We start from the raw sequence: 21,434 nt of genomic DNA, 5'->3' as shown, positions 1-21,434 counted from the left end.
CGGCGCAGCGTCAGCCGGAGGATCTCCGCGACATTCCCGCTCTTCGCCGCATCCGGATGGTCGGCGGCGGTAGCCTCGATGGCAGCCGTGGCGTCCTTCTCGGACCAGCCGAGGCCGGTCATCGCCGACAGCACCTGATCAGTCCAGGCCGGAACACCGGCCGGCGCTTCTTCGGTGCCGTGCGGAACCAGTTTGTCCGCAAGCTCCAGCACAATGCGGCGCGCGCCCTTTGGCCCGATCCCGGACACCTTGCTGAACGCCTTGTCGTCGCCGGTGGAGGCTGCCACCCGGACCGCTTCCGGGCTGTGCACCGCCAGGACGGCGAGGGCCAGGCGCGGTCCGACCCCGCTGACGCTGAGCAGGGTTTCGAACACTTCCCGCTCCCCCGGCTCCGCGAAGCCAAACAGGGTCATGGAATCCTCGCGCACAATCAGTGCGGTGTGCACCTGCGCTTCAACGCCTGTGCGCAGCGAAGCGAGCGTCTGCGGCGTCGCCTGGATGAGCATGCCGATGCCGTTGACGTCGATGACGGCAGAAGAGGTGCCGACGTGCGCGACGACGCCGCGAAGAGAGGCGATCATGTGGGAACTCCGAGCATTAATCCGGGAACTGAAAATAATCCGTGAACTGAATAGAACATATCTACGAACAGCCTACTTGTCCGTTCCGGATTTCCCGGCACTTTAGCGGCGGGCGCGTTTTGCCTTGGCTTCGGCTTCTGCCCACATCCGCTGGGCCGCCGTCAGGCCGCCCTGCACCGGGCCGCCGCCGGCGGAGGCGGAGCCCGCCGTCGAGGCCTGCCCGGGTCCAAGCGCCCCGCGCCGCCAGGCGTGTGTGATAGCCAGTGCGAGTGCGTCGGCCGCGTCAGCCGGGCGGGGCATTTCATCGAGGCGCAGGATCTTGGTGACCATCCGGCCCACGGCTTCCTTGTTCGCCGATCCGGACCCAGTGACGGCGGCCTTCACTTCGGTTGGGGTGTGCAGGGCCACCGGTATGCCGCGCCGGGCAGCGGCGGCAATAACGACGCCGGAGGCCTGGGCGGTGCCCATCACGGTGCTGACATTGAGCTGGCTGAACACCCGCTCCACGGCGAGGACGTCGGGAGTGTGGGTGTCCAGCCACAGTTCAATCGCTTCGGAAATGGCGAGCAGCCGGGAATCCAGGGCCGTACCGGCCACGGTCCCGGCCACTCCGACGGCCACCAGGGTGGCGCGCCGGTTGCCTTCGACATCCACGACGCCCAGACCGCAGCGGGTTAAACCCGGGTCCACCCCCAGGACCCGGATTGTCACGGCGGGGTACTCAGTCTTCTTCGAGCTGCGCGAAGACGTCCGCGGAGATGTCGGCGTTGGAGTAGACGTTCTGGACGTCGTCCAGGTCCTCCACCGCGTCGACCAGCTTCATGAACTTCCGGGCGTTCTCGGCGTCGAGCTCCACGTGCATGGAGGGCAGGAACTCCGCCTCGTCGGATTCGTATTCGATCCCGGCTTCTTCGAGGGCGGCCACAACGGCGCGCAGGTCTGCGGCTTCGGAGATGATTTCGAAGTTCTCGCCCGCTTCCTTGACCTCGTCGGCACCGGCGTCGAGCACTGCCATCAGCAGGTCATCCTCGGTGAGGTCCTTCTTCGGCAGCGTCACGACGCCCTTGCGGGTGAACATGTATGCCACGGAACCCGGGTCGCCCATGTTGCCGCCGTTACGCGTGACGGCCAGCCGGACCTCCGAGGCGGCACGGTTCTTGTTGTCCGTGAGGCACTCGATCAGCAGCGCGGTGCCCTGCGGGCCGTAGCCTTCGTACATGATGGTCTGGTAGTCGACAGCCTCGCCCAGGAGTCCGGCACCGCGCTTGACGGCACGGTTGATGTTGTCGATGGGAACAGAAGTTTTCTTGGCCTTCTGGACGGCGAGTTCCAGGCCGGGGTTGCCGGCCATATCGGCGCCGCCCGCACGGGCCGCAACTTCGATGTTCTTGATCAGCTTGGCAAAAGACTTGGCACGCTTGGCATCGATCACGGCCTTCTTGTGCTTTGTGGTTGCCCATTTCGAGTGGCCCGACATGCTCTACGCGTCTCCTCTGATCATTTGGATAAAAAGTTCATGGATGCGGCTCTCCCCCGTTACCTCAGGGTGGAAGGAGGTGGCCAGCAGGCTTCCTGAACGCACTGCCACAATTCTAGCTACTGATTCGCTGCTCCCGGCTTCATGGAACTCGCCGGGTGTCTCCGCGGGCGCAACCTGTGCGAGCACCTGCACGGTGGAGCCTACCTTTTCCACCCACGGCGCGCGGATGAAGACGGCGTGCACGGGGGCCGGTGGGCGGGCGGGATCCTGCGAGGGCAGGCCTTGCAGCCCCTCGAAGGCCAGGTCAGTTTCGAAAGACTCCCGCTGGCGGCCGAAGGCGTTGCGCCGGACCACGATGTCCAGTCCGCCGAGGGTCTGCTGTGGTTCTCCGGAGGCATCCAACGCGGCATCGGTGATGCGGTCTGCCAGCAGGATCATGCCGGCGCAGGAGCCGTACACGGGGAATCCGGCGGCGATCTTCGCCTTCAGCGGCGCCGCAATGCCGAACAGCCGCATCAGCTTATCGATCGTGGTGGATTCACCGCCCGGCAGGACCAGTCCGTCCAAGGCCGCCAGTTCAGCGGGGCGCCGGACCAGCGTGGTCCGGGCTCCGGCAGCTTCCAATGCCCGCACGTGTTCGCGGACCCCGCCCTGCAGGGCCAGCACTCCGACCAGCGGGGCAGCGGAGCGGTCGAGTCCAGCGCTACCGGGTACAGGGCTGCCAAGTCCAGCGCTGCCGGGTACGGAGCTGCTGGTTACAGCGCTGCCAGACCCGGCGTTCCGGGAGGTGATTTCGGTCATTGAACCATTCTAGGTTGCGGGCACCGGTAGGGGGCCGAACATGACGGTGGGATATATTCGGTATCCATGAGTTCTTTCTCCATCCTGGTAGGCAAGCTGGTGCGCGGCGCCTCACGGCTGCGGGGTGGGGGTTCAGCCCTTCCCGGCCTGGTGGTGGAGAAGATCGATCCCGATTTCATCCGCCGCACCCTTTCCACCCTGCCCCTCGGCGTCGCCGTCGTTTCCGGCACCAATGGCAAGACGACCACTACCAAGATGGTGGTGGAGCTCCTGGAGGGCCAGGGGCTGAAGGTGTTCACCAACCGGACCGGCAGCAACTTCACCCGCGGAGTCGCCGCAGCGCTGATCGGCGAGGTGAACCTGCGCGGACGCCTTGATGCGGACATTGCCGTGCTGGAACTCGATGAGGCCCATGCGGTGCACTTTGTGAAGCTGATCCAGCCGCGCTACTCGCTGCTGCTGAACGTCCTGCGCGACCAGCTGGACCGTTTCGGCGAAATTGACAAGACCACCCGCCTGCTTGAGCAGATCGCGCTGGCCACCACCGATACGGTGGTGCTGAACCGCGAGGATCCGCGGGTTGCTTCGATTGCGCAGTCGTTGTCCGGGCCGCAGGTCGCGTACTTCGGCCTGGAGGCCTCGCTGCGCAGCACCTTCCCCAACGACGACGAGATGCGCGGATCGCGCTCCGAGGCCCTCGCCGCCGCCCAGCCCGCCGACGTCGTGCTGGAACGTGTTGCCGAAGCCGAAGCCGATTTCCGGCTGGACGGCGAAGTCACCACGACCGGCCTTCGGCTCCGCGGTGTGTACAACATCTTCAACGCTGCTGCGGCGCTGGCCTTCGCCCGCCGGATCCTGGGCGGCAAGGCGGACCGGGACGCCCTGTTTACGTCCCTGGCCAATGTGGAGCCGGCCTTCGGGCGGGGTGAATCCCTGACCGTCAACGGCGCGCCGCTGGAACTGGTCCTGGTGAAGAACCCCAGCGGTTTCCGGCTGGGCCTGAAGTCCTTCGCGGCGCACGGCTTCGCCACCATGATCGCGATCAATGACAACTACGCCGATGGCCGGGACATGTCCTGGCTTTGGGACGTGGACTTCGAGACGCTCTCCGGCGGGGTGGACATGGTCAGCGGCGTCCGCGCCTATGACATGGCGCTGCGGCTGAAGTACGACGACGTTCCCGTCCGCGACGTCGAAACGGACATTCCGGCCGCGCTGGCGAAGTTCATCTCCTCATCGGGTAACCAGCCGATGCGTATCTTCTGCACCTACACAGCCATGCTTTCCGTCCGCCGGGAGCTCTCCAAGATCACGAAGGTGGAGGTGGTCTCTTGAGCCGCGACATCCGCATCCTGCAGCTTTACCCGCGGGACATGAACATTTACGGCGACTGGGGCAACGTCCTGGTCCTCAAGCAGCGCCTGAAATGGCAGGGCTACAACCCGATCGTCAGTGAGTACAACCCCGGCGACGACTTCCCCACTGATGCGGACCTGATTGTCGGCGGCGGCGGCCAGGACAGCGGCCAGGTGGTCATCCAGCAGGACCTGCAGGCCCTGGCTCCGACGCTGCGCGGACTGGCCGACGACGACCTGCCGATGCTGGCGATCTGCGGCCTCTACCAGCTCTTCGGCCGCTTCTTCAAGACGCACGACGGCGTCCTTATCCCCGGCATCGGTGTCCTGGACATTGAAACGCATGGCGGTCCGGAGCGGCTGATCGGCAACGTCCTCTCCGTGAGTGACGAGTTCGGTGAGATTCACGGCTACGAGAACCACAGCGGCCAGACGTTCCTGGGTACGGATGCCAAGCCGCTGGCGCATGTCCGCAAGGGCGAGGGCAACAATTCCAAGGACGACACCGAGGGTGCGCGTTATCGGAATGTGGTGGCCAGCTACCTGCACGGCTCGCTGCTGCCGAAGAACCCCGCGATCGCGGACTTCCTTATCGAGAAGGCTGTGACCCGGCGCTACGGCAGCTTCGATCCTGCTCCGCCTGCGGATGCGGACCTCGACGGGCTGGCCCGGCTTTCCGACCTGGCCCGCTCCCACGCCTCCAGCCGTCCGCGGTAAGGCCGAGCACCCTCTCACTCCCTCACCCCGACGTTCCTCGGCCCGGGCTGGGCGCTAGTAATCCCCCCAGGGGCACCGCGCCTCCCCGGCATCCAAGGCGAGGGATACCAAGTAACCGCCGGACGGGCCGGGTTAGGCGGCTTTAATATTCCTTGCGAGCCCTGCGAGCAGGGAATTTCGTTGCCGCCGTTCCGGTCCGCCCGGCGGGCCCCGAGGCACTCCCCCCGCCCGACGGACCAGCAAGCACGTACCAGCATTACCGCCCGGAAACGTCCTGGGTCACCAGCCATTCGTGCGCTCCGGCCTCGGCCGCACCCATGGACTCAACAACCGGAATGGTCCGGGCCCGTACCTCTGCCTGCTGCGCTTCGGAGGCGCACGGTCCCTGCGGCAGGTCCGTCGCCACTGAGCACCAGCGGTAGGGATCCCGCACGATCACCGAGGGCGCCCAGGCGAGGTCGCCAACCCGCCAGGCGCCGCCGTCGTCGTCCTGCACAAACTGTGCCCGGACTACCAGGCCTTCGTTGTTGACCGGGTACCACGGCGAGAGTTCGGTGACCGCGTTGCCAAGGCCGTAGGCGATCCAGGTGCCGTTGTAGTTCTCGATGGGCAGCACTGAATGCGTGTGGTGGCCGTACACCAGGTCGAACTCACCGCTGTCCGCCAGGGCATGCGCGGTTTCGATCTGCTGGCTGTTAGGCATCGAGGCATACTCTTCCCCGGCGTGCATGGCTGCCACCACGATGTCCGCGCCCTGCTCCCGGGCGGCCTTGGCCCGCAGGATCATGTCCTCGGCGTCGAGCATGTCCACCTGCCAGGGATAGTCCGCGGTCATCCCGTTCAAGCCGTAGGTCGCTTGGATGATCCCGATCCGGGCACCGGAGGTGTCCATGATGAGCGGCACCTCAGAGTCTGCCTCGGAGGCGTAGGAACCGGTGTGCTCCAGTCCTGCGGAGTCCAGGACCGACAGTGTCCGGTTCAGGCCGGCTGTTCCGGCGTCGATAGTGTGGTTGCTCGCCGTTGTGCAGGCCTGGTAGCCCACGGCCGCGGCGGCGGTGATGATCTGCGGCGGCACGTTGAACATCGGGTACCCGGCGTACGGCCCGCCCGCCTCGGCAACCGGCGTCTCCATGTGGCAGATGCCCAGGTCGGCGCCGGAGACGTAAGCGCGCATCCCCTCGAGCAGCGGCTCGAAGTCCAGCGGCTGTTTTCCGCTGGCGGCGGCGTCCACCGCGGCCTGGTCCCAGAGCTGCGGATGCACCAGAAGGTCGCCGGCGAGCATTACCGTGGTGCAGCGGAGTCCAGGGCACGCCACCCCCACACCCGGTGTGACTGTCGGCTCTGGTTCCGGCGACGGGCTGGCGGGCGCACTGGCCGCGGAGGAACCGGACGGCTCCTGTGCCTCCGGCGCCGCTGTGCAGGCGCTGAGCATCAGCCCCATCAGCAACACCAACGCTGTGCCTGCAATACTGCCGGCCGACCTTCGATACCTCGTCAACATGTTCCCCCCGGAAATGGATAGCGAAAGCCGCCGGGCACACCGCTTGTGCGGTCCGTGTGGCAATCAGGGATGAGCATACGCGGCCCGTCGGCTGGTTGGGCGGCGGAGCGTGTGAAAGTGTTGTTGACCATGAGCAACGCCCTTCTCTCCGCGAGCACCCTCCCGTATGAACTCCCGGATTTCGCCGCCTTTTCCGATGATGACTACCTCCCCGCCTTCGAAGCCGGGATGCAGGAGCACCTGGATGAAATCAGGACCATCACCGCCAACCCGGAACCGGCTGGCTTTCCGAACACCATTTCCGCGTTGGAACGCTCCGGACAGGCTCTAGCCCGCGTCTCCACCGTCTTCTTCAACCTCGTGACGTCCCACGCCACCGACGCCGTCCAGGCCATCGAGGCGCAGATCGGCCCGAAGCTCTCCGCCCACCAGGACGGCATTTTCCAGGACCAGCTGCTGTTCGAACGGATCAGCGCGGTCCCGGAAACGGGACTGGATGAGGAAGCCCGGCGTTTGCTGGCCGAATACCGCCGCCGGTTCCTGCTGGCAGGTGCCGGGCTCGACGACGCCGGCAAGGCCCGGATGCGGGAACTGAACACCCGTCTCTCCGAGCTTGGAACCGCGTTTTCACAGAAACTGCTGGCCGACACCAATGACTCGGCGCTCGTAGTGGACGAGGAAGCCGAGCTGGCGGGCCTCTCCCCCGACGACATTGCCGCTGCGGCGGCTGCCGCCCGTGACGCCGGCGCCGAGTCGAAGTATCTCCTGTCCCTGGTCCTGCCGACTCCGCAGCCTGCCCTCACACGGCTGACGAACCGCAAGACCCGGCAGCGGCTCTTCGAAGCCTCCGTTGACCGCGGATTCCGGGAGAACAGCCACAACACGCTCGGCACCGCAGCAGAGATGGCCGCACTCCGTGCCGAACGCGCCGCCCTGCTGGGCTATGGCAGCCACGCCGAGTACGCCGTCGAGGACCAGACCGCTCCGTCCATCGGCGCGGTACGCGAGATGCTCGCCCGGCTGGTCCCGGCAGCAGTCCGCAATGCCGAGGTGGAAGCCGGGAAACTGCGGGACGCGGCGGCCAAGGACGGGATCAAGGACCTGCAGCCCTGGGACTGGGCCTATTACTCGGAGCAGGTGCGGCGTGAGGAGTACGCCGTTGACCTGGAAGCACTGCGTCCCTGGTTCGAGCTGGAACGGGTGCTGAACGACGGCGTCTTTTACGCCGCCAACCGGCTGTACGGGATCAGTTTCACGGAACGCCCCGACCTCGCCGGCTACCACCCCGATGTGCGGGTCTGGGAGGTCAAGAACGAAGACGGTTCGGCGCTGGGACTGTTCTTGGGTGACTACTTCTCCCGGGGCACCAAGAGCGGCGGGGCCTGGATGAACGAACTGGTCTCCCAGTCCCGGCTGCTCGGCAAGGCACCGGTTGTGGTGAACAACCTGAACATCTCCAAACCGGCGGCCGGTGAACCGGCGCTGCTGACCTTTGATGAAGTCGTCACCGCGTTCCATGAATTCGGCCACGCCCTGCACGGGCTGTTCTCCGACGTCGAGTTCCCGCTGTTCTCCGGGACTGCCGTTCCGCGTGACTTCGTCGAATACCCCTCCCAGGTCAACGAGATGTGGATGCTCTGGCCAGAGGTGGCCGATAACTTCGCGCGGCACCATGAGACCGGCGAACCGCTGCCGGACGGCATCCTGGACCGGATCCGGGCGGCCACGCTGTGGGGCGAAGGCTTCCGGACGGCCGAATACCTCGGTGCCACCCTGCTGGACCTTGCCTGGCACGAGCTGCCGCCCGGCGAGCCCGTTGAGGATCCGGCTGCCTTCGAGGAACAGGCCCTGCAGCGTGCCGGAATCGACCCGGCCCTGGTTCCGCCGCGCTACCGTACGGGGTACTTCAAGCACATCTTTGCCGGCGGCTACTCCGCGGGCTACTACTCCTACATCTGGAGTGAAGTGCTCGACGCCGACACAGTGGAGTGGTTCACCGAAAATGGCGGCCTGACACGGAGTAACGGTGAAGCGTTCCGCTACCTGCTGCTCTCGCGGGGTTTCGCTGCCGACCCGCTTACCTCTTTCCGCAACCTGCGTGGCCGCGATGCGGAGATCGCTCCCCTGCTGGCACGCCGTGGGCTCGCCTAACCGCCATGGCTACGATCGCCTCGTGCCAGCGTATGCAGCATGCCTGGTTTAGTGCGCTCGCTACCGCGACGGGAGGCCGGGCCTTCGGAACTCATGAGTCACGCTGGGTCTGGCTTCCCGCCCGGCGGCAGCTCATGCTGATGTTTCCCGACGTCATTTCGCCGGCGGGGATCCGTCCTGGCCTGGCCGAGGGTTCACGGCTCGGCGCCTCCACCGTCGGCGTCTGGCTGGGTGGTTCCGTGGATCCCACGCCGCTGGAATCCTTCGGCTTCCGCCGCGGACCGCAGACCTGCTGGATGACGGCCCCGGTCCATGCGCCGCAGGCCTGGCCGGGCACCGCGGCCACGGTGGAGGTCCAGCCGCCGGAAGTGTCCGGGGCCGACGCCGAGGAACTGCGGGTGGGGCATTCCACCCCCCGGCAGGCCTGGCACATCGCGGCGCGGGATGCCGCGCGCATGACCGGACGGGCCTACGCGTTCTATCCCGGTCCGGTCGCCGGGCTCTCCAAGGTCGGCGGGATTTTCCATCTTGCCGTTGGTGCTTCCAGCCGGCGCCGCGGGTTCGGTACCGCCCTGCTGAGTTCCGCCGCGGCTGCGGCCGAAGCCGCGGGCGCTGAGCAGGTGATCGTCAACGCAACCGCTCCGGGCCAGGACCTCTGCGCCGCCCGGGGCTTCTCCCTGGTGGGCCGGGGCCAGACGTACTCCATGGCGATCGGGTAACCGGCGTGCCTGGGCTGCCTTGGGCCCAATAAATTCGCCGCAACGAATAAACGGCCGGACCCGGGAAGCTCTCCCGGGTCCGGCCGTTATTTGTTCAGGAATGCTTCCCGCTACCAGCCGCGCTCGGCGAGGCGGTGCGGCTGCGGGATCTCGTCGACGTTGATGCCGACCATGGCTTCGCCGAGGCCGCGGGAGGCCTTCGCCACTTCGTCGGGATCATCGTGGAAGGTGGTGGCCTTGACAATCGCCGCGGCCCGCTCTGCCGGGTTGCCGGACTTGAAGATGCCGGAGCCGACGAAGACGCCGTCAGCGCCGAGCTGCATCATCATCGCCGCATCTGCCGGGGTCGCGATACCGCCGGCAGTGAAGAGCACCACCGGGAGCTTGCCGGAGGCAGCAACTTCCTTGACGAGTTCATAGGGGGCCTGCAGTTCCTTCGCGGCCACGTACAGCTCGTCCTCCGGAAGGGAGGCAAGGCGGGCAATCTCGGTACGGATCTGGCGCATGTGCATGGTGGCGTTGGAAACGTCGCCGGTACCAGCCTCACCCTTGGAGCGGATCATGGCGGCGCCCTCGTTGATCCGGCGCAGGGCTTCACCCAGGTTGGTCGCACCGCAGACGAAGGGAACGGTGAACTTCCACTTGTCGATGTGGTTGGCGTAGTCCGCCGGGGTGAGCACCTCGGACTCGTCAATGTAGTCGACACCGAGGGACTGAAGGATCTGCGCTTCAACGAAGTGGCCGATCCGGGCCTTGGCCATCACCGGGACAGAGACGGCATCAATGATGCTGTCGATCATGTCCGGATCGCTCATCCGCGATACGCCGCCCTGGGCACGGATGTCTGCCGGAACCCGCTCGAGGGCCATCACGGCGACCGCACCGGCGTCCTCGGCAATCCGGGCCTGCTCAGCGGTGACGACGTCCATGATCACGCCGCCCTTGAGCATCTCTGCCATACCGCGCTTGACGCGGCTACTGCCGGTGGCAGCAGCGGTTCCTGAAGCGGACGGGAATTCTGTAGGCATGACAAGGCTCTCTGGTAGATCGGGCTGTAAAGGCCATGCTAAGCCAGGGAACGCGATCCCAAAGGGTCTGCTACGTATCTTTACCGAGTACTTCGGCCGTAGCCTGCCGGTGGACGGTACCCACCCGCTGCACGATCGTCACACAGCTGGCGATGCAGAGCAGGACCAGCACCACCAGGAGCACCACCTCGGGCACTCCGAGGCCGACCAGCCCGGTGGCTGTGAGCAGGAAAACCAGCCGCTCAGCGCGTTCAGCCAGCCCGACATTGGCATCAAACCCGAGCGACTCGGCCTTCGCCCGGATGTAGGAGACCAGCATGCCCAGGACCAGGCAGATCAGGGCGGCGATACCAATGGCGTCGTTGTCACCTCCGGTGAAGAACCAGATGCTGACGCCGGCGAACAGCGCACCATCGGCAAACCGGTCAAGGGTGGAGTCCAGGAAGGCACCCCACTTACCCTTCCGCTCCTGCTGCCGGGCCATGATGCCGTCCACGACGTCGGAGAAAATGAAGAGCACCACGAACATCGTGCCCCAGAACAGCTGTCCCATTGGATAAAACACCAGGCCACCAGCCATCACGCCGAGTGTTCCGATGATGGTGACGGCATCCGGGCTCACCCGGCAGCGGATCAGCCAGGACGCCAGGGGCGTAAAAAGAGCCGTGAAGAAGGCGCGGGTGTATTTGTTCAGCACGCCTAAGCCTCGCCGGATCCGTTAGCGGGCGCAGCCTCTGCTGCCTCCGCCGGCCACGCTTCCGCTACCTGCCGGCGGACCTCCCCGAGGGTCTGCGTGATGGCCTTGGTCTGGGCGATGATGGGCAGGAAGTTCCCGTCTCCGCCCCACCGCGGAACGATGTGCTGATGCAGGTGCGCGGCGATTCCCGCTCCCCCGGTCACGCCCTGGTTCATGCCCAGGTTGAAGCCCGACGGCGCGGAGACCTTCCGCAGCACGCGCATGGCGGTCTGGGTCAGGGCCGCGATCTCCGCGGTCTCTTCCAGATCGATATCCGTGTAGTCCGGAACGTGCCGGTAGGGGCAGACCAGCAGGTGCCCTGCGTTGTAGGGAAACAGGTTCAGGATCACATAGGCGTGCTTCCCGCGGTGCACGATCAGCGCTTCCTCATCGGTGCGCGAGGGCGCGGCGCAGAACGGGCAGTTATTCTCCGAGGAAACCTTTTCCTGCCCGCCCTTGATGTACGCCAGCCGGTGCGGGGTCCAGAGCCGCTGGAAGGCATCCGGAACCCCGGCGAGTTCGAAGTTGTCGGTGACTTCGCCGTCGTGCGGGTATTGCTCCTGGCTTTCCATGCGGTCTGTCCCCCGTGCCTTACTTGTCCCGGTTCCGGACCGCTTCGACGATCCGCTTGACGGCTTCCTCGACCGGCACGCCGTTGTCCTGGCTGCCGTCGCGGAAACGGAAGGACACGGCGCCGGCGTCGGCGTCGTCCCCGCCGGCGATCAGGACGAAGGGAACCTTCTCCTTGGACGCGGTGCGGATCTTCTTCGGGAAGCGGTCGGACCCGGCGTCAACCTCGGCGCGGATGCCGGCCGCCTTGAGCTTGTCGACGACGTCGTACATGTAGTCGTTGAACGCTTCCGCAACGGGGATGCCGACTACCTGGACGGGTGCCAGCCAGGCCGGGAACGCACCGGCGTAGTGCTCGGTGAGCACAGCCATAAAGCGCTCCACGGAACCAAACAGGGCGCGGTGGATCATCACCGGACGCTGGCGGGTGCCGTCGGCGGCCTGGTATTCGAGTTCGAAGCGCTCCGGCAGGTTGAAGTCCAGCTGAATGGTGGACATCTGCCAGGTACGGCCGATTGCGTCGCGGGCCTGCACGGAGATCTTCGGGCCGTAGAAGGCTGCTCCCCCGGGATCCGGGACCAGGTCCAGGCCGGAGGCTTCGGCCACCTCGGCCAGGGTGCGGGTCGCTTCTTCCCAGGCGTCATCGGAGCCGACGTACTTTTCCGGATCCTTGGTGGAGAGTTCCAGGTAGAAGTCGTCCAGGCCGTAATCCTTGAGCAGGTCCAGGACGAAGTTCAGCGTAGTGGTCAGCTCATCCTTCATCTGCTCGCGGGTGCAGTAGATGTGGGCGTCGTCCTGGGTCATGCCGCGCACGCGCGTCAGGCCGTGGATCACGCCGGACTTCTCGTAGCGGTAGACCGAGCCGAATTCGAACAGCCGCAGCGGCAGTTCGCGGTAGGACCGTCCGCGGGAGCGGAAGATCAGGTTGTGCATGGGGCAGTTCATCGGCTTCAGGTAGTAGTCCTGGCCGGGCTTGGTGACCTCGCCGGTTTCCGGATCCGTGACCTCGTCAACGTGCATCGGAGGGAACATACCGTCGCGGTACCAGTCCAGATGGCCGGAGACCTCGTACAGGTGGCCCTTGGTGATGTGCGGGGTGTAGACGAACTCGTAGCCGGCCTCGGTGTGGCGCTGGCGGGAGTAGTCCTCCATGGCCTTGCGGATGATGCCGCCCTTGGGGTGGAACACCGGCAGGCCGGAACCGAGCTCGTCGGGGAAGGAGAACAGGTCCAGTTCGGTGCCGAGCTTGCGGTGGTCGCGGCGTTCGGCCTCGGCCAGGCGCTCCTGGTAGGCCTTGAGGTCGTCCTTGGTGGGCCAGGCGGTGCCGTAGATGCGCTGGAGCTGCTGGTTGTTCTGGTTGCCGAGCCAGTAGGCGGCGGCGGAGCGGGTCAGCGCGAAGGCGTTGGAGATCAGCTTGGTGTTCGGCAGGTGCGGGCCGCGGCACAGATCGCACCAGACGACGTCGCCGGACTTGCGGTCCACGTTGTCGTAAATGGTGATTTCGCCGGCGCCGACCTCGATGTTCGCGCCTTCGCCGGCTTCCTCGGCGCCGTCCTTCTTGCCGAGCAGTTCGAGCTTGTAGGGCTCGTTCGCCATGGCTTCGCGGGCTTCTTCTTCGGAGACCACGCGGCGGGCGAATTTCTGGTTCGAGTTGACGATCTTCTGCATCATCTTCTCGAGCGTCTTCAGGTCCTCCGGGGTGAAGGGCTCGGCAACGTCGAAGTCGAAGTAGAAACCGTCCTTGATGTACGGGCCGATGCCGAGCTTGGCGTCGGGGCGCAGCTGCTGGACGGCCTGGGCCATCACGTGGGCGGTGGAGTGGCGCAGCACGTTCAGGCCGTCTTCGGAGTCGATGGTTACGGCTTCGATGCCCTGGCCGGGGGCCAGCGGGGTGTCGAGGTCCGTCAGGACGCCGTCGACCCGCATGACCACAACTTCGCGCCGCTCAAAGAAGAGCTGAGCACCGGTGGTGCCAGTATCCACCGTGGTCTCTTCGCCGTCGACGATGAGGGTGAACTGTTCTGGCACTGACACGTTGTCTCCTAGATTCGTTTGTACTGGCGCTTGCGCATGGGTTTGCCCGTGCAACAGGGGTGCGCCTTTACGATGTTATCCGCTGTTCCTGAGCCCCACCAACCTGCCGCGCGGTTCACCGGCACCGCCCGGCTGGTTCCCGGTAAGCGGCAGCGACGCCGTGTCGGTGAGGTCCCAGGCTTCCAGCGCCTGCATGCTGATGCCGCGCGGCCCGGTGCGGCGGGTGACCCCGCGGACCAGCAGCAGTTCCGTCCCGAAGAGCAGCGGACCGGATTTCTCCTGCGCTTCATGGAAAAACGTGCAGTCCACGCACCCGGTGCCGTCGTCGAGGCTGATGAACACCACCCGCCGGCCGCCGCGCATGGGCGGGGTTTGCGTGGCTACGCGGATACCGGCCACCAGCACTTCAGTGCCGCCGCGCAGATCCATCAGGGATTCGGCCTTAGTGACGCCCAGGGCGGCCAGCAGCGGTTGGTAGCTGTCGATGAGGTGGGCGCTGACGTCGACGGCGAGCAGGTCCAGTTCGGTGCGGACCTTTTCCGGCAGTGTGGGCTCGGGCAGTGTGGGAACGAGGTTCTCCAGTTCGGTGTCCCCCAGCGGCAGGGCCAGCTGGCCGGGAATGGGATCGTATTTGTGCGAACCGGATTTTCCGGGAGAAGCGGCCAGATGCTGCAGCAGATCCGCCCGGCTGCCGCGGGAGCCGCTTTCGCGGGCCAGGGAATCAAAGGCGCCAAGCTGTGCCAGCCGCTGCAGCGAGGGCCGCGACAGCCGGGCCCGGGCACGCAGGTCCGCCAGCGAGTCGAAGGGCTGCCCGGCGCCGATCCGGCGGACCTCCGCTGCGGAGAGACCGTAAATCCCGGCGAAACTGAGCCGGATGCCCAGGCGTTCCGGAAGGGCCTTTTGTCCAGGTGCGGCCGGGACTGCGGGAACCCGTTCCACCCGGTACGCCTCACCGCTGCGGTTGATGTCCAGCGGCAGGATCGGGATGCCCATCCGGCGCGCCTCGGCGACCAGCAGCCGGCGCGGATACATTCCGGGATCGTGTTCGAAGATCCCGGCCAGGAATGCCTCGGGGTGGTGTGTCTTCAGCCACGCCGACTGGTAGGTGGGAACGGCAAAAGCCGCACCGTGGGCTTTGCAGAAGCCGAAGCTGCCGAAGGCCTTGAGCGTCTCCCAGACCTTGTCGATGGTAGCTGCGTCGTAGCCGCGTTTTTCCGCTGCCAGGCGGAAGAAATCCTCCACCCCGGTTTCGGCGTCGGGGTTGCCCAGCAGCCGGCGCAGCTCATCGGCCTTGGCCAGCCCGCAGCCGGTAAAGACATCGAAGGTGCGCAGCACCTGTTCATGGAAAACGGTGACCCCGTGGGTCTCGGCCAGCACCGGGCGCAGCGATTCATGCGGGTAGACCTCCGGCGACCAGCCGTGGCGGTGTTCGAGGAACGGGCGCACCATGTCTGATTTCATCGGACCCGGGCGGAAAAGGGAGATGTCGATGATGAGGTCGTTGAATTCCCGCGGCGCCATTTTGCCGACAAGTTCGCGCTGCCCCGGGGATTCGATCTGGAAGCAGCCTAGGGTGTGGGTGCTGCAGATCAGGTCGTAGGTGGGTTCGTCATCCAGCGGGACGGCATCCAGATCGATCCGCCCGTCCGCACCAATCCAGGCCGGCGGCTGCCCGGCCTCGTCCACCGGATGGGCTCCGGCTTGGGCGACTTCCGCCTTGGAGGGGTGGATCCGGATGATCTCCTTGAGCGCGAACGCCATGGCCGACTGCATCCGCACACCCAGCACGTCCAGCTTGAGCATCCCCATCGGGTCCATGTCGTGCTTGTCGAACTGGGACATCGGCAGGCCCAGGCCGCTGGGCTGCACCGGGGTGCGGTCCAGCAGCGAGGTGTCCCCGAGGATCACCCCGCACGGGTGCATGGAAATGTGCCGGGGCAGCCGGTCCAGCCGTTCGGTCAGGTCCACCAGCAGATCCAGCTGCCGGTTCTGCTGCACCAGCCCGGAAATCTCCCGCAACTCGGGTTTCTCTGCGAGCGCCTCACGGAAGTGGCTGGCGGAGAAGCGCCAGAGCTGCTTTGCGACGGCGCCGACCTCCTCTTCGGGCAGGCCCAGCGCCATGCCGGCGTCACGCACCGCCCCGCGGGCACGGTAACCGTTCTGCATGCTCATCAGGGTTACCCGCTGTGAACCGAAGCGTTCGAAAATCCGGTGATACACGTTGTGCCGTTCTGCGCTTTCGACGTCGATGTCGATGTCCGGCAGGGTGGAGCGGTCCTGGGAGAGGAACCGTTCGAAGATCAGGTCGTGGGCCAGCGGATTCACGTGGCTGACGCCGAGCAGGTAGTTCACCAGCGAGGACGCACCCGATCCGCGGGCAGCGGCGCGCACTCCCATCTCACGGATCATGGTGGAGACTTCGGCGACAGTCAGGAAGTAGGCGGCGAACCCGAGGCGGCCAATGATGCCAAGCTCATGATCAAGCCGGTTGCGCATGGCGGCCTCCGCAGGCCCCCGGAGATGTCCGAAGCGGCGGCCGATGCCGGCTTCGCAGCGCAGACGCAGCTCAGCGGCTGGTTCATTCTCGATCCCTATGACAGAGGCTTCCGGCACTACCGGCTGCTTCCAGCCCATGTCAGCCGCCGGGTCGATGCGGCAGATGTCCGCCAGCCGTTCAGTAGCTGCGAGCAGGGCTGCGGCCCCGGAGCGCCCGTTGCCGGCTTCGGCGCAGATCTCGGCGGCGAGCGCAGCCATCTGCCCCCCGGATTTGAGCCAGCCTTGTCCGTTCGGCTGCAGGTCCGGCAGCTGCGCCATGGAAGTCAGCGCCCGGGCGGCGTCGAGTACGTCAGCGGTGGCGGCGCCGTCGTCATCCACATAGCGCACCGCGTTGGTGAGCACCGCGGGAATGTTCATCTCATCGGCCAGACGCTGCATGCGTACTGCGTGGGCCAGGCTGAGGTTGGCTCCGGGCGCGCTCAAGTGGGTGACCACCTCGACGGTGAGCGCCGCACGGGGAACAACGGCCAGCCAGCGGGCGAAGAGGGTCCGGGCCACGGCGTAGCTGCGGTTGCGCATGGACCGCCCGACGTCGGAGTGTGGGCCTACCAGCACGGTGAGCACCGGCTGCCCGTCCCCGCCCAGCACCCGGGCGGCGAGCTGTTCCAGGGTGACCCCCGCCGGACGGCCTGCCCGGCCGCGGGACGGGGAGGTACCCGCATGGGCGTCAGAGATCAGCCGGCACAGGGCGTGGTAGCCGGCTCCCTGGTTGTGCCCGTGCGCGAGGATGACCACCCGGCCCGTAACTGCGGCCCCTTTGCCTGTGGCTTTGCCTGCGGTTCTTATGCCTGCGGCGCCCGTGGTTGTGCCGCCCGTGCCTGCGGGGCCCGTGGTTGTGCCGCCCGTACCTGCGGGGCCCGTGGTTGTGCCGCCCGTACCTGCGACGCCATTGCCGTCCCCGTCCAGAATCGCCAGGTCCACGCCGACGATCGGGTCAATCCCGGCATCCATGCAGGCGCGCAGGTGCTTGACCGTCCCGTACAGGCCGTCCCGGTCGGTGCAGGCCAGCGCGTCGGCGCCATACGCCGCGGCGGCCTGGGCCAGTTCCTCCGGCCAGGACGTACCGTAGTGGGCGCTGAACGCCGTTGCGACATGCAAATGGGTGAAGCTCATGGCACGCGGACGCTAGGCACTTTCCCGCAGCGCGTCATGGATACGGATCAGCCGCCAGGTGTTGGAGGAGGTCTGGCGGGAGATATCCAGGGTGCGCAGGGCGGAGCGGTGGTTCAGGCGGGCCTGGACCCGCCAGATCTCCGAGTCCACCAGGCCTGCGCCGTGTCCTCGCTCGGCACGAGGTTCTTCCTCCCACCAGTTGCGCCGCTCATACCAACGCACCGGGTTGGCGGCGATTTGGTAGGCCCTCCCCTGCCAGGAAAGCCGCAGCGGGGTCCCCGCCGGTGAACACGCCACCTCAATCGATTCGCTGAAAAGTCCCATGGCTGCCCCTCACTGTGCCTGATCCGCCTACAACTTCCCGGGATCATCCCTGCCCTTGGTTCCGGAACCCCTGGCTCCGGGGCCACTGTGATTCCGGGGCCACTGTGGCTCCGTTATCCAGCGCTCCGTCATCCAAGGGCCCCGTCATCCAAGGGCCCCGTTATCCAGGGCCCCGCACCCCAGTGCCATACCCTGCACCCAAGCCCCCCTCCTGCGACCTGTGTCGTAGAGCAGGTGCACGTGGATTCAAGGACCCTGGGACAGGGAGACCGCTGGTGGAAATTCCCGGTGGAAGTATTCGAACATATATTCGAATCTCCAGTGTACGACTGCAGTCTGACAATCAACACTGCTCCCCCTAGGAACCTGGTGTGAGCTGGATTCCGCGACCGGGGCCGGTGGCTGCCGGTCCTGGGGGGAAAGCCGGAGCGGGGCTGCCGGGCGGGAGGCCCTGGCGCCGGACCGGACGTGCCCTCGGACGCGGCGAGCACGCGTTCCCACTCTGTGATCACTCCAGGGGCCAAAGTGATCACACCAGCCACAGGAGGCAACAAACAGTGGGAACGCGGGTCGCAGGGAGCCCTGGCTGCTCCCCCCTCCTCCTCTCTCCCCAGCTCATCCTCCCCACCTCTCCCCACCTCTCCCCACCTGTCCCCACCTCTTCCTCAGCTACTCCGCAGCCGCTTCCACACGGGACTGCGTGGAGAGCGGAATCTCCCGGATGAACAGGCAGAGCACCGCGCCTGCGAGCGCAATGGGTACGCTCAGCAGGAAAATCGGCGGCATCGCCTGCCCGAACGCGGCCGCAATGGCCTCCTGGACCGGTGCGGGAAGACTGCGGAGCAAGTCCGGACTCAGGGAATTAATGCTCTCCCCCGGTATCGCCGCCGCAGCAGCCGGCGCCGAAGCAAGCTGGTCGGTCAGCCGGTTGATGAAGATCGATCCGAACGCGGCAATCCCAAAGGAGGCTGCGATCTGCCGGAAGTAGTTTGCGGAGGAGATTGCCGTCCCCATGGCCTGCCCCGGAACACTGTTCTGCACGATCAGCACCAGGTTCTGCAGCAGCGCACCGATGCCCATGCCCAGCACTGCCATGCCCAGGGCGGTAAACCAGTACGGCGTGGTATCCGAAATCCGGGACAGCAGCAGCAGCCCGGCCGCGACCACCGCAAACCCCGCCACAGGATAGACCTTGTACCGTCCGGTATGGGAAATCAGCTGCCCGGTACCGATCGAGGTCAGCAGCAGCCCGCCCATCATCGGCAGCATCATCAGTCCGGACTGTGTGGCACTTGCGCCATTGACCATCTGCAGGAAGGTCGGCAGGTAGGAAATCGTGGAGAACATGGCAATTCCGACGGCGATTCCCGCCAGCACGGGGACCAGGAAGTTCCGCAGCCGGAAGAGCTGCAGCGGCAAGATCGGCTCCTCAGCACGGGTCTCCTGCCACACGAAGAGAGCTGCAGCAACGACGGCGAGCGCCGAAAGTCCCAGGATCTGCCAGCTGGACCAGTCGAAGGTGGTTCCGCCCCAGCTGGTCACCAGCACCAGCGCGGCTGATGCCACTGCCAGCTGTGCGGCACCCAGATAATCCAGCCGCGGCCGCGCCCCCTGATGTTTGGGCAGGTGCAGCGAGGAAATGACGACGGCGAGCGCCACAGCACCGATCGGGACGTTGATGTAGAAGATCCAGCGCCAGGACCAGGAGTCGGTGATCCACCCGCCGAGCAGCGGTCCGCCGACAGAGGCCAGTCCGAAGGCTGCCCCGATCAGTCCCATGTAGCGTCCGCGTTCCCGCGGGGAGACCAGGTCTCCGATGATCGCCTGGGCTCCGATCATCAGCCCGCCGCCGCCGATGCCCTGCAGCGCGCGGAACGCGATCAGCTGGCCCATGTTCTGTGCCAGCCCCGACAACACCGAGCCGACCAGGAACACTGCAATCGCGAAGACAAAGATGTTCTTGCGCCCGTACAGGTCGCCGAGCTTTCCGTAGATGGGCAGCCCGATGGTTGCGGCGAGGATGTAGGCGGTCACTACCCAGGACAGGTGCTCCAGCCCGTTGAGGTCACCCACGATGGTTGGCAGGGCTGTTGCGACAATGGTCTGGTCCAGGGCTGCAAGCAGAACCGAGAGAACCAGTCCGGTGAACACCAGGATCCTCCCGCCCCGTTGCCCGCTGGCTGTCCCATCAGGGGTTGCCGGTCCCTTAGGGGTTCCGGACGCATCCGAAGTTCCTGGCACATTCGGTGCACTTGCGATTCGGGTTCCGGAGCCGCCCTCACCTGAATGGGGGCTGGCGGGAACCGAACTGTCCTGGAAGGAGCTGGCCGAACCTGGACTGCCCGACCCGCCGTCGGCGGGGACTGCAGGGCCGGGGACCTGACCACCCAGCCTGGACGCCCCGGAACCAGCCAGCCCGGAAGCAGCCGACCCAATGCCTGGGGCTTGCTCTGCGCGTCGCCAGGGCAGGAACCGTCGGTGTGTTGGGGTCGTTGATCTACCCGCGCTGGACCTACCCGCGCTGCGGAGGGATGTATCCACCCAGACCGCAGTCCCGGCGGCCTCGGCCTGCAGTTCCTCCGGGCTCTTCCGGTGCCTGGGGTGCCTGGTCAGCCTGGGCAGCCTGGGCAGCGCCTGGCGACGGCGGTTGGCAGCGCTGCCTTGCAGATGACCCGCTGAAGCCGGTGCTGCCGCCGGAGCAGGAGAGGTTGGCGGATGTGCGAACGCGTGCTGGGCCGAAGCAACCGGTTGAACTGGCTGCACTGGCTGCACTGGCTGCATTGGCTGCACTGGTTGCATTGGCTGCACTGAAGCCGAATGAGCCGGTGTGTGCCGCCGCCCTGTATCCTCGCCGGTTTTTGTCCCCTCCCCGAACGATGAAGCGCCACCCGCAGACACTGCCCGGTGCTCACCTGGTAACCGTTTAGCCATCAGTTCCTTGCCTCTCCATCCAGCTGCACGTTCGCCTCGGTCGAGAGCGGAATGGGCCGGATAAACAACGTCAGGACAAATGCTGCTGCCAGGGCCGGTATACCCAACAGGAAGATCGGCGGGAGGGCGCTTCCGAACGCATCGGCGATGAAGTCCCGCACCGGGGGAGGCAGCGTCTTCAGCTGTGCAGGACTGATCGAATTCACACCTTGGCTCGTCACGCCCCGGACGGCCACCGGAGCGTCGGCCAGCTGGTCGTTCAGCCGGGAAATAAAAACCGATCCGTACACGGCGAGGCCCACCAGGGTGCAGACCACAAAGTTCCGGATCTTGAACAGCCGCAGCGGCAGGATCGGTTCGGCTGCCCGCAGTTCGACCGGGATGATGGACTGTGCTCCAATCATCAGGCCGCCGCCGCCGACGCCCTGCAGTGCCCGGTAAGCAATCAGCTCCGCCATGCTATTCGCCTGTCCCGACAGTGCGGATCCGAGCAGGAAGACGAATATCGCGAAGATAAAGATGTTCTTGCGGCCAAGCAGGTCCCCCAGCTTCCCGTAAATCGGCAGGCCAATGGTGGAGGTCAGCAGGTAGGCCGTGATCACCCAGGACAGATGGTCAAGCCCGTGCAGGTCTCCCACGATCGTGGGCAGCGCCGTAGACACAATGGTCTGGTCCAGGGCGGAAATCAGCACGGCCAGGATCAGGCCGGCAAATACCAGCACGATTTGCCGCCGGCTATGCGGCGCCGGAGCTCCTCCGCCTTGTTGGACCGGCGGTTCAGGCGGCGCCGCGTCGGATGCCGGTTCAGGCGGCGCCGCGTCGGTGGCCGGGGCGGGC

The 21,434-nt window shown here is 66.1% G+C and carries 17 protein-coding genes; 4 read left to right on the top strand and 13 right to left on the bottom strand.

Features of this window, described 5'->3' with window-relative positions; genetic code table 11:
- From ruvA to pdxT, 4 genes are all read right to left on the bottom strand, one after another.
- A partial coding sequence (gene ruvA, locus RTN46_RS11930; RefSeq protein WP_312181638.1) for a Holliday junction branch migration protein RuvA occupies positions 1-581 on the bottom strand: 581 nt, incomplete at its 3' end.
- 102 nt (positions 582-683) lie between these two features.
- Positions 684-1,292 carry a crossover junction endodeoxyribonuclease RuvC gene (gene ruvC, locus RTN46_RS11925; RefSeq protein ID WP_312181636.1) on the bottom strand — a complete coding sequence of 203 codons (609 nt, stop codon included), beginning with the start codon at positions 1,290-1,292 and terminating at the stop codon, positions 684-686.
- Between the two features lie 10 nt (positions 1,293-1,302).
- Complete coding sequence (locus RTN46_RS11920; protein ID WP_312181635.1) at positions 1,303-2,058, bottom strand: YebC/PmpR family DNA-binding transcriptional regulator; 756 nt, start codon at positions 2,056-2,058, stop codon at positions 1,303-1,305.
- Between the two features lie 3 nt (positions 2,059-2,061).
- Complete coding sequence (gene pdxT, locus RTN46_RS11915; RefSeq protein WP_312181633.1) at positions 2,062-2,862, bottom strand: pyridoxal 5'-phosphate synthase glutaminase subunit PdxT; 801 nt, start codon at positions 2,860-2,862, stop codon at positions 2,062-2,064.
- Between the two features lie 66 nt (positions 2,863-2,928).
- On the opposite strand from pdxT, the gene RTN46_RS11910 reads away from it, so the two are divergent.
- Both RTN46_RS11910 and RTN46_RS11905 read left to right on the top strand, forming a co-directional pair.
- Complete coding sequence (locus RTN46_RS11910; RefSeq protein WP_312181631.1) at positions 2,929-4,197, top strand: MurT ligase domain-containing protein; 1,269 nt, start codon at positions 2,929-2,931, stop codon at positions 4,195-4,197.
- Entirely contained in the window at positions 4,194-4,934 is a 741-nt protein-coding gene (locus tag RTN46_RS11905) for a type 1 glutamine amidotransferase (protein WP_396157693.1), read from the top strand. The genes RTN46_RS11910 and RTN46_RS11905 overlap by 4 nt, the downstream gene beginning before the upstream one ends.
- 256 nt (positions 4,935-5,190) lie before the next feature.
- Here RTN46_RS11905 and RTN46_RS11900 read toward each other — a convergent pair whose 3' ends face one another.
- Positions 5,191-6,216 (bottom strand): CapA family protein, encoded by a 1,026-nt coding sequence (locus RTN46_RS11900; protein WP_312181630.1) that lies wholly within the window; start codon positions 6,214-6,216, stop codon positions 5,191-5,193.
- A 348-nt stretch (positions 6,217-6,564) separates the two neighbouring features.
- Between RTN46_RS11900 and RTN46_RS11895 the strand changes: the two genes are divergently transcribed.
- Together RTN46_RS11895 and RTN46_RS11890 are read left to right on the top strand one after the other, a co-directional pair.
- Complete coding sequence (locus RTN46_RS11895; protein WP_312181629.1) at positions 6,565-8,586, top strand: M3 family metallopeptidase; 2,022 nt, start codon at positions 6,565-6,567, stop codon at positions 8,584-8,586.
- 5 nt (positions 8,587-8,591) lie between these two features.
- Positions 8,592-9,305: a GNAT family N-acetyltransferase gene (locus RTN46_RS11890; RefSeq protein WP_312181627.1), complete on the top strand. Its 714-nt coding sequence runs from the start codon at positions 8,592-8,594 to the stop codon at positions 9,303-9,305.
- A gap of 110 nt (positions 9,306-9,415) precedes the next feature.
- Here RTN46_RS11890 and pdxS read toward each other — a convergent pair whose 3' ends face one another.
- The 8 genes from pdxS to RTN46_RS11850 form a co-directional block, all read right to left on the bottom strand.
- A complete protein-coding gene (gene pdxS, locus RTN46_RS11885; protein ID WP_312181625.1) occupies positions 9,416-10,333 on the bottom strand; it encodes a pyridoxal 5'-phosphate synthase lyase subunit PdxS in 918 nt (305 codons plus the stop codon).
- Between the two features lie 70 nt (positions 10,334-10,403).
- Positions 10,404-11,030: a phosphatidylinositol phosphate synthase gene (pgsA, locus tag RTN46_RS11880; RefSeq protein ID WP_312181623.1), complete on the bottom strand. Its 627-nt coding sequence runs from the start codon at positions 11,028-11,030 to the stop codon at positions 10,404-10,406.
- Between the two features lie 2 nt (positions 11,031-11,032).
- Positions 11,033-11,641 (bottom strand): HIT domain-containing protein, encoded by a 609-nt coding sequence (locus tag RTN46_RS11875; RefSeq protein ID WP_312181621.1) that lies wholly within the window; start codon positions 11,639-11,641, stop codon positions 11,033-11,035.
- A 19-nt stretch (positions 11,642-11,660) separates the two neighbouring features.
- Positions 11,661-13,673, bottom strand: a complete 2,013-nt coding sequence (gene thrS, locus RTN46_RS11870; protein WP_312181619.1) for a threonine--tRNA ligase — start codon at positions 13,671-13,673, stop codon at positions 11,661-11,663.
- A gap of 75 nt (positions 13,674-13,748) precedes the next feature.
- Positions 13,749-17,342: a DNA polymerase III subunit alpha gene (locus RTN46_RS11865; RefSeq protein WP_312181617.1), complete on the bottom strand. Its 3,594-nt coding sequence runs from the start codon at positions 17,340-17,342 to the stop codon at positions 13,749-13,751.
- Positions 17,343-17,354: 12 nt separating this feature from the next.
- Positions 17,355-17,666, bottom strand: a complete 312-nt coding sequence (locus RTN46_RS11860) for a DUF6504 family protein (protein WP_312181615.1) — start codon at positions 17,664-17,666, stop codon at positions 17,355-17,357.
- Between the two features lie 669 nt (positions 17,667-18,335).
- Positions 18,336-19,817, bottom strand: coding sequence for an MDR family MFS transporter (locus tag RTN46_RS11855; RefSeq protein ID WP_312181613.1), 1,482 nt, complete (start codon positions 19,815-19,817; stop codon positions 18,336-18,338).
- 779 nt (positions 19,818-20,596) lie between these two features.
- On the bottom strand, positions 20,597-21,434 hold an 838-nt coding region (locus tag RTN46_RS11850; RefSeq protein ID WP_312181612.1), incomplete at its 5' end, for an MFS transporter.

The sequence above is a fragment of the Arthrobacter sp. genome (assembly GCF_031988865.1).
Lineage (GTDB): Bacteria > Actinomycetota > Actinomycetes > Actinomycetales > Micrococcaceae > Arthrobacter_B.
The sequence above is the reverse complement of the archived record's forward strand: the minus strand, read 5'-3'. Positions and strand labels throughout refer to the sequence as shown.

Bases quoted from the DNA above. Each gene is read 5' to 3' on its own strand.
- RTN46_RS11920 (WP_312181635.1), bottom strand. From the start codon at position 2,058: ATGTCGGGCCACTCGAAATGGGCAACCACAAAGCACAAGAAGGCCGTG.
- pdxT (WP_312181633.1), bottom strand. From the start codon at position 2,862: ATGACCGAAATCACCTCCCGGAACGCCGGGTCTGGCAGCGCTGTAACC.
- RTN46_RS11910 (WP_312181631.1), top strand. From the start codon at position 2,929: ATGAGTTCTTTCTCCATCCTGGTAGGCAAGCTGGTGCGCGGCGCCTCA.
- RTN46_RS11900 (WP_312181630.1), bottom strand. From the start codon at position 6,216: ATGCTCGCCGGCGACCTTCTGGTGCATCCGCAGCTCTGGGACCAGGCC.
- RTN46_RS11895 (WP_312181629.1), top strand. From the start codon at position 6,565: ATGAGCAACGCCCTTCTCTCCGCGAGCACCCTCCCGTATGAACTCCCG.
- RTN46_RS11890 (WP_312181627.1), top strand. From the start codon at position 8,592: ATGGCTACGATCGCCTCGTGCCAGCGTATGCAGCATGCCTGGTTTAGT.
- pdxS (WP_312181625.1), bottom strand. From the start codon at position 10,333: ATGCCTACAGAATTCCCGTCCGCTTCAGGAACCGCTGCTGCCACCGGC.
- RTN46_RS11875 (WP_312181621.1), bottom strand. From the start codon at position 11,641: ATGGAAAGCCAGGAGCAATACCCGCACGACGGCGAAGTCACCGACAAC.
- RTN46_RS11865 (WP_312181617.1), bottom strand. From the start codon at position 17,342: ATGAGCTTCACCCATTTGCATGTCGCAACGGCGTTCAGCGCCCACTAC.
- RTN46_RS11860 (WP_312181615.1), bottom strand. From the start codon at position 17,666: ATGGGACTTTTCAGCGAATCGATTGAGGTGGCGTGTTCACCGGCGGGG.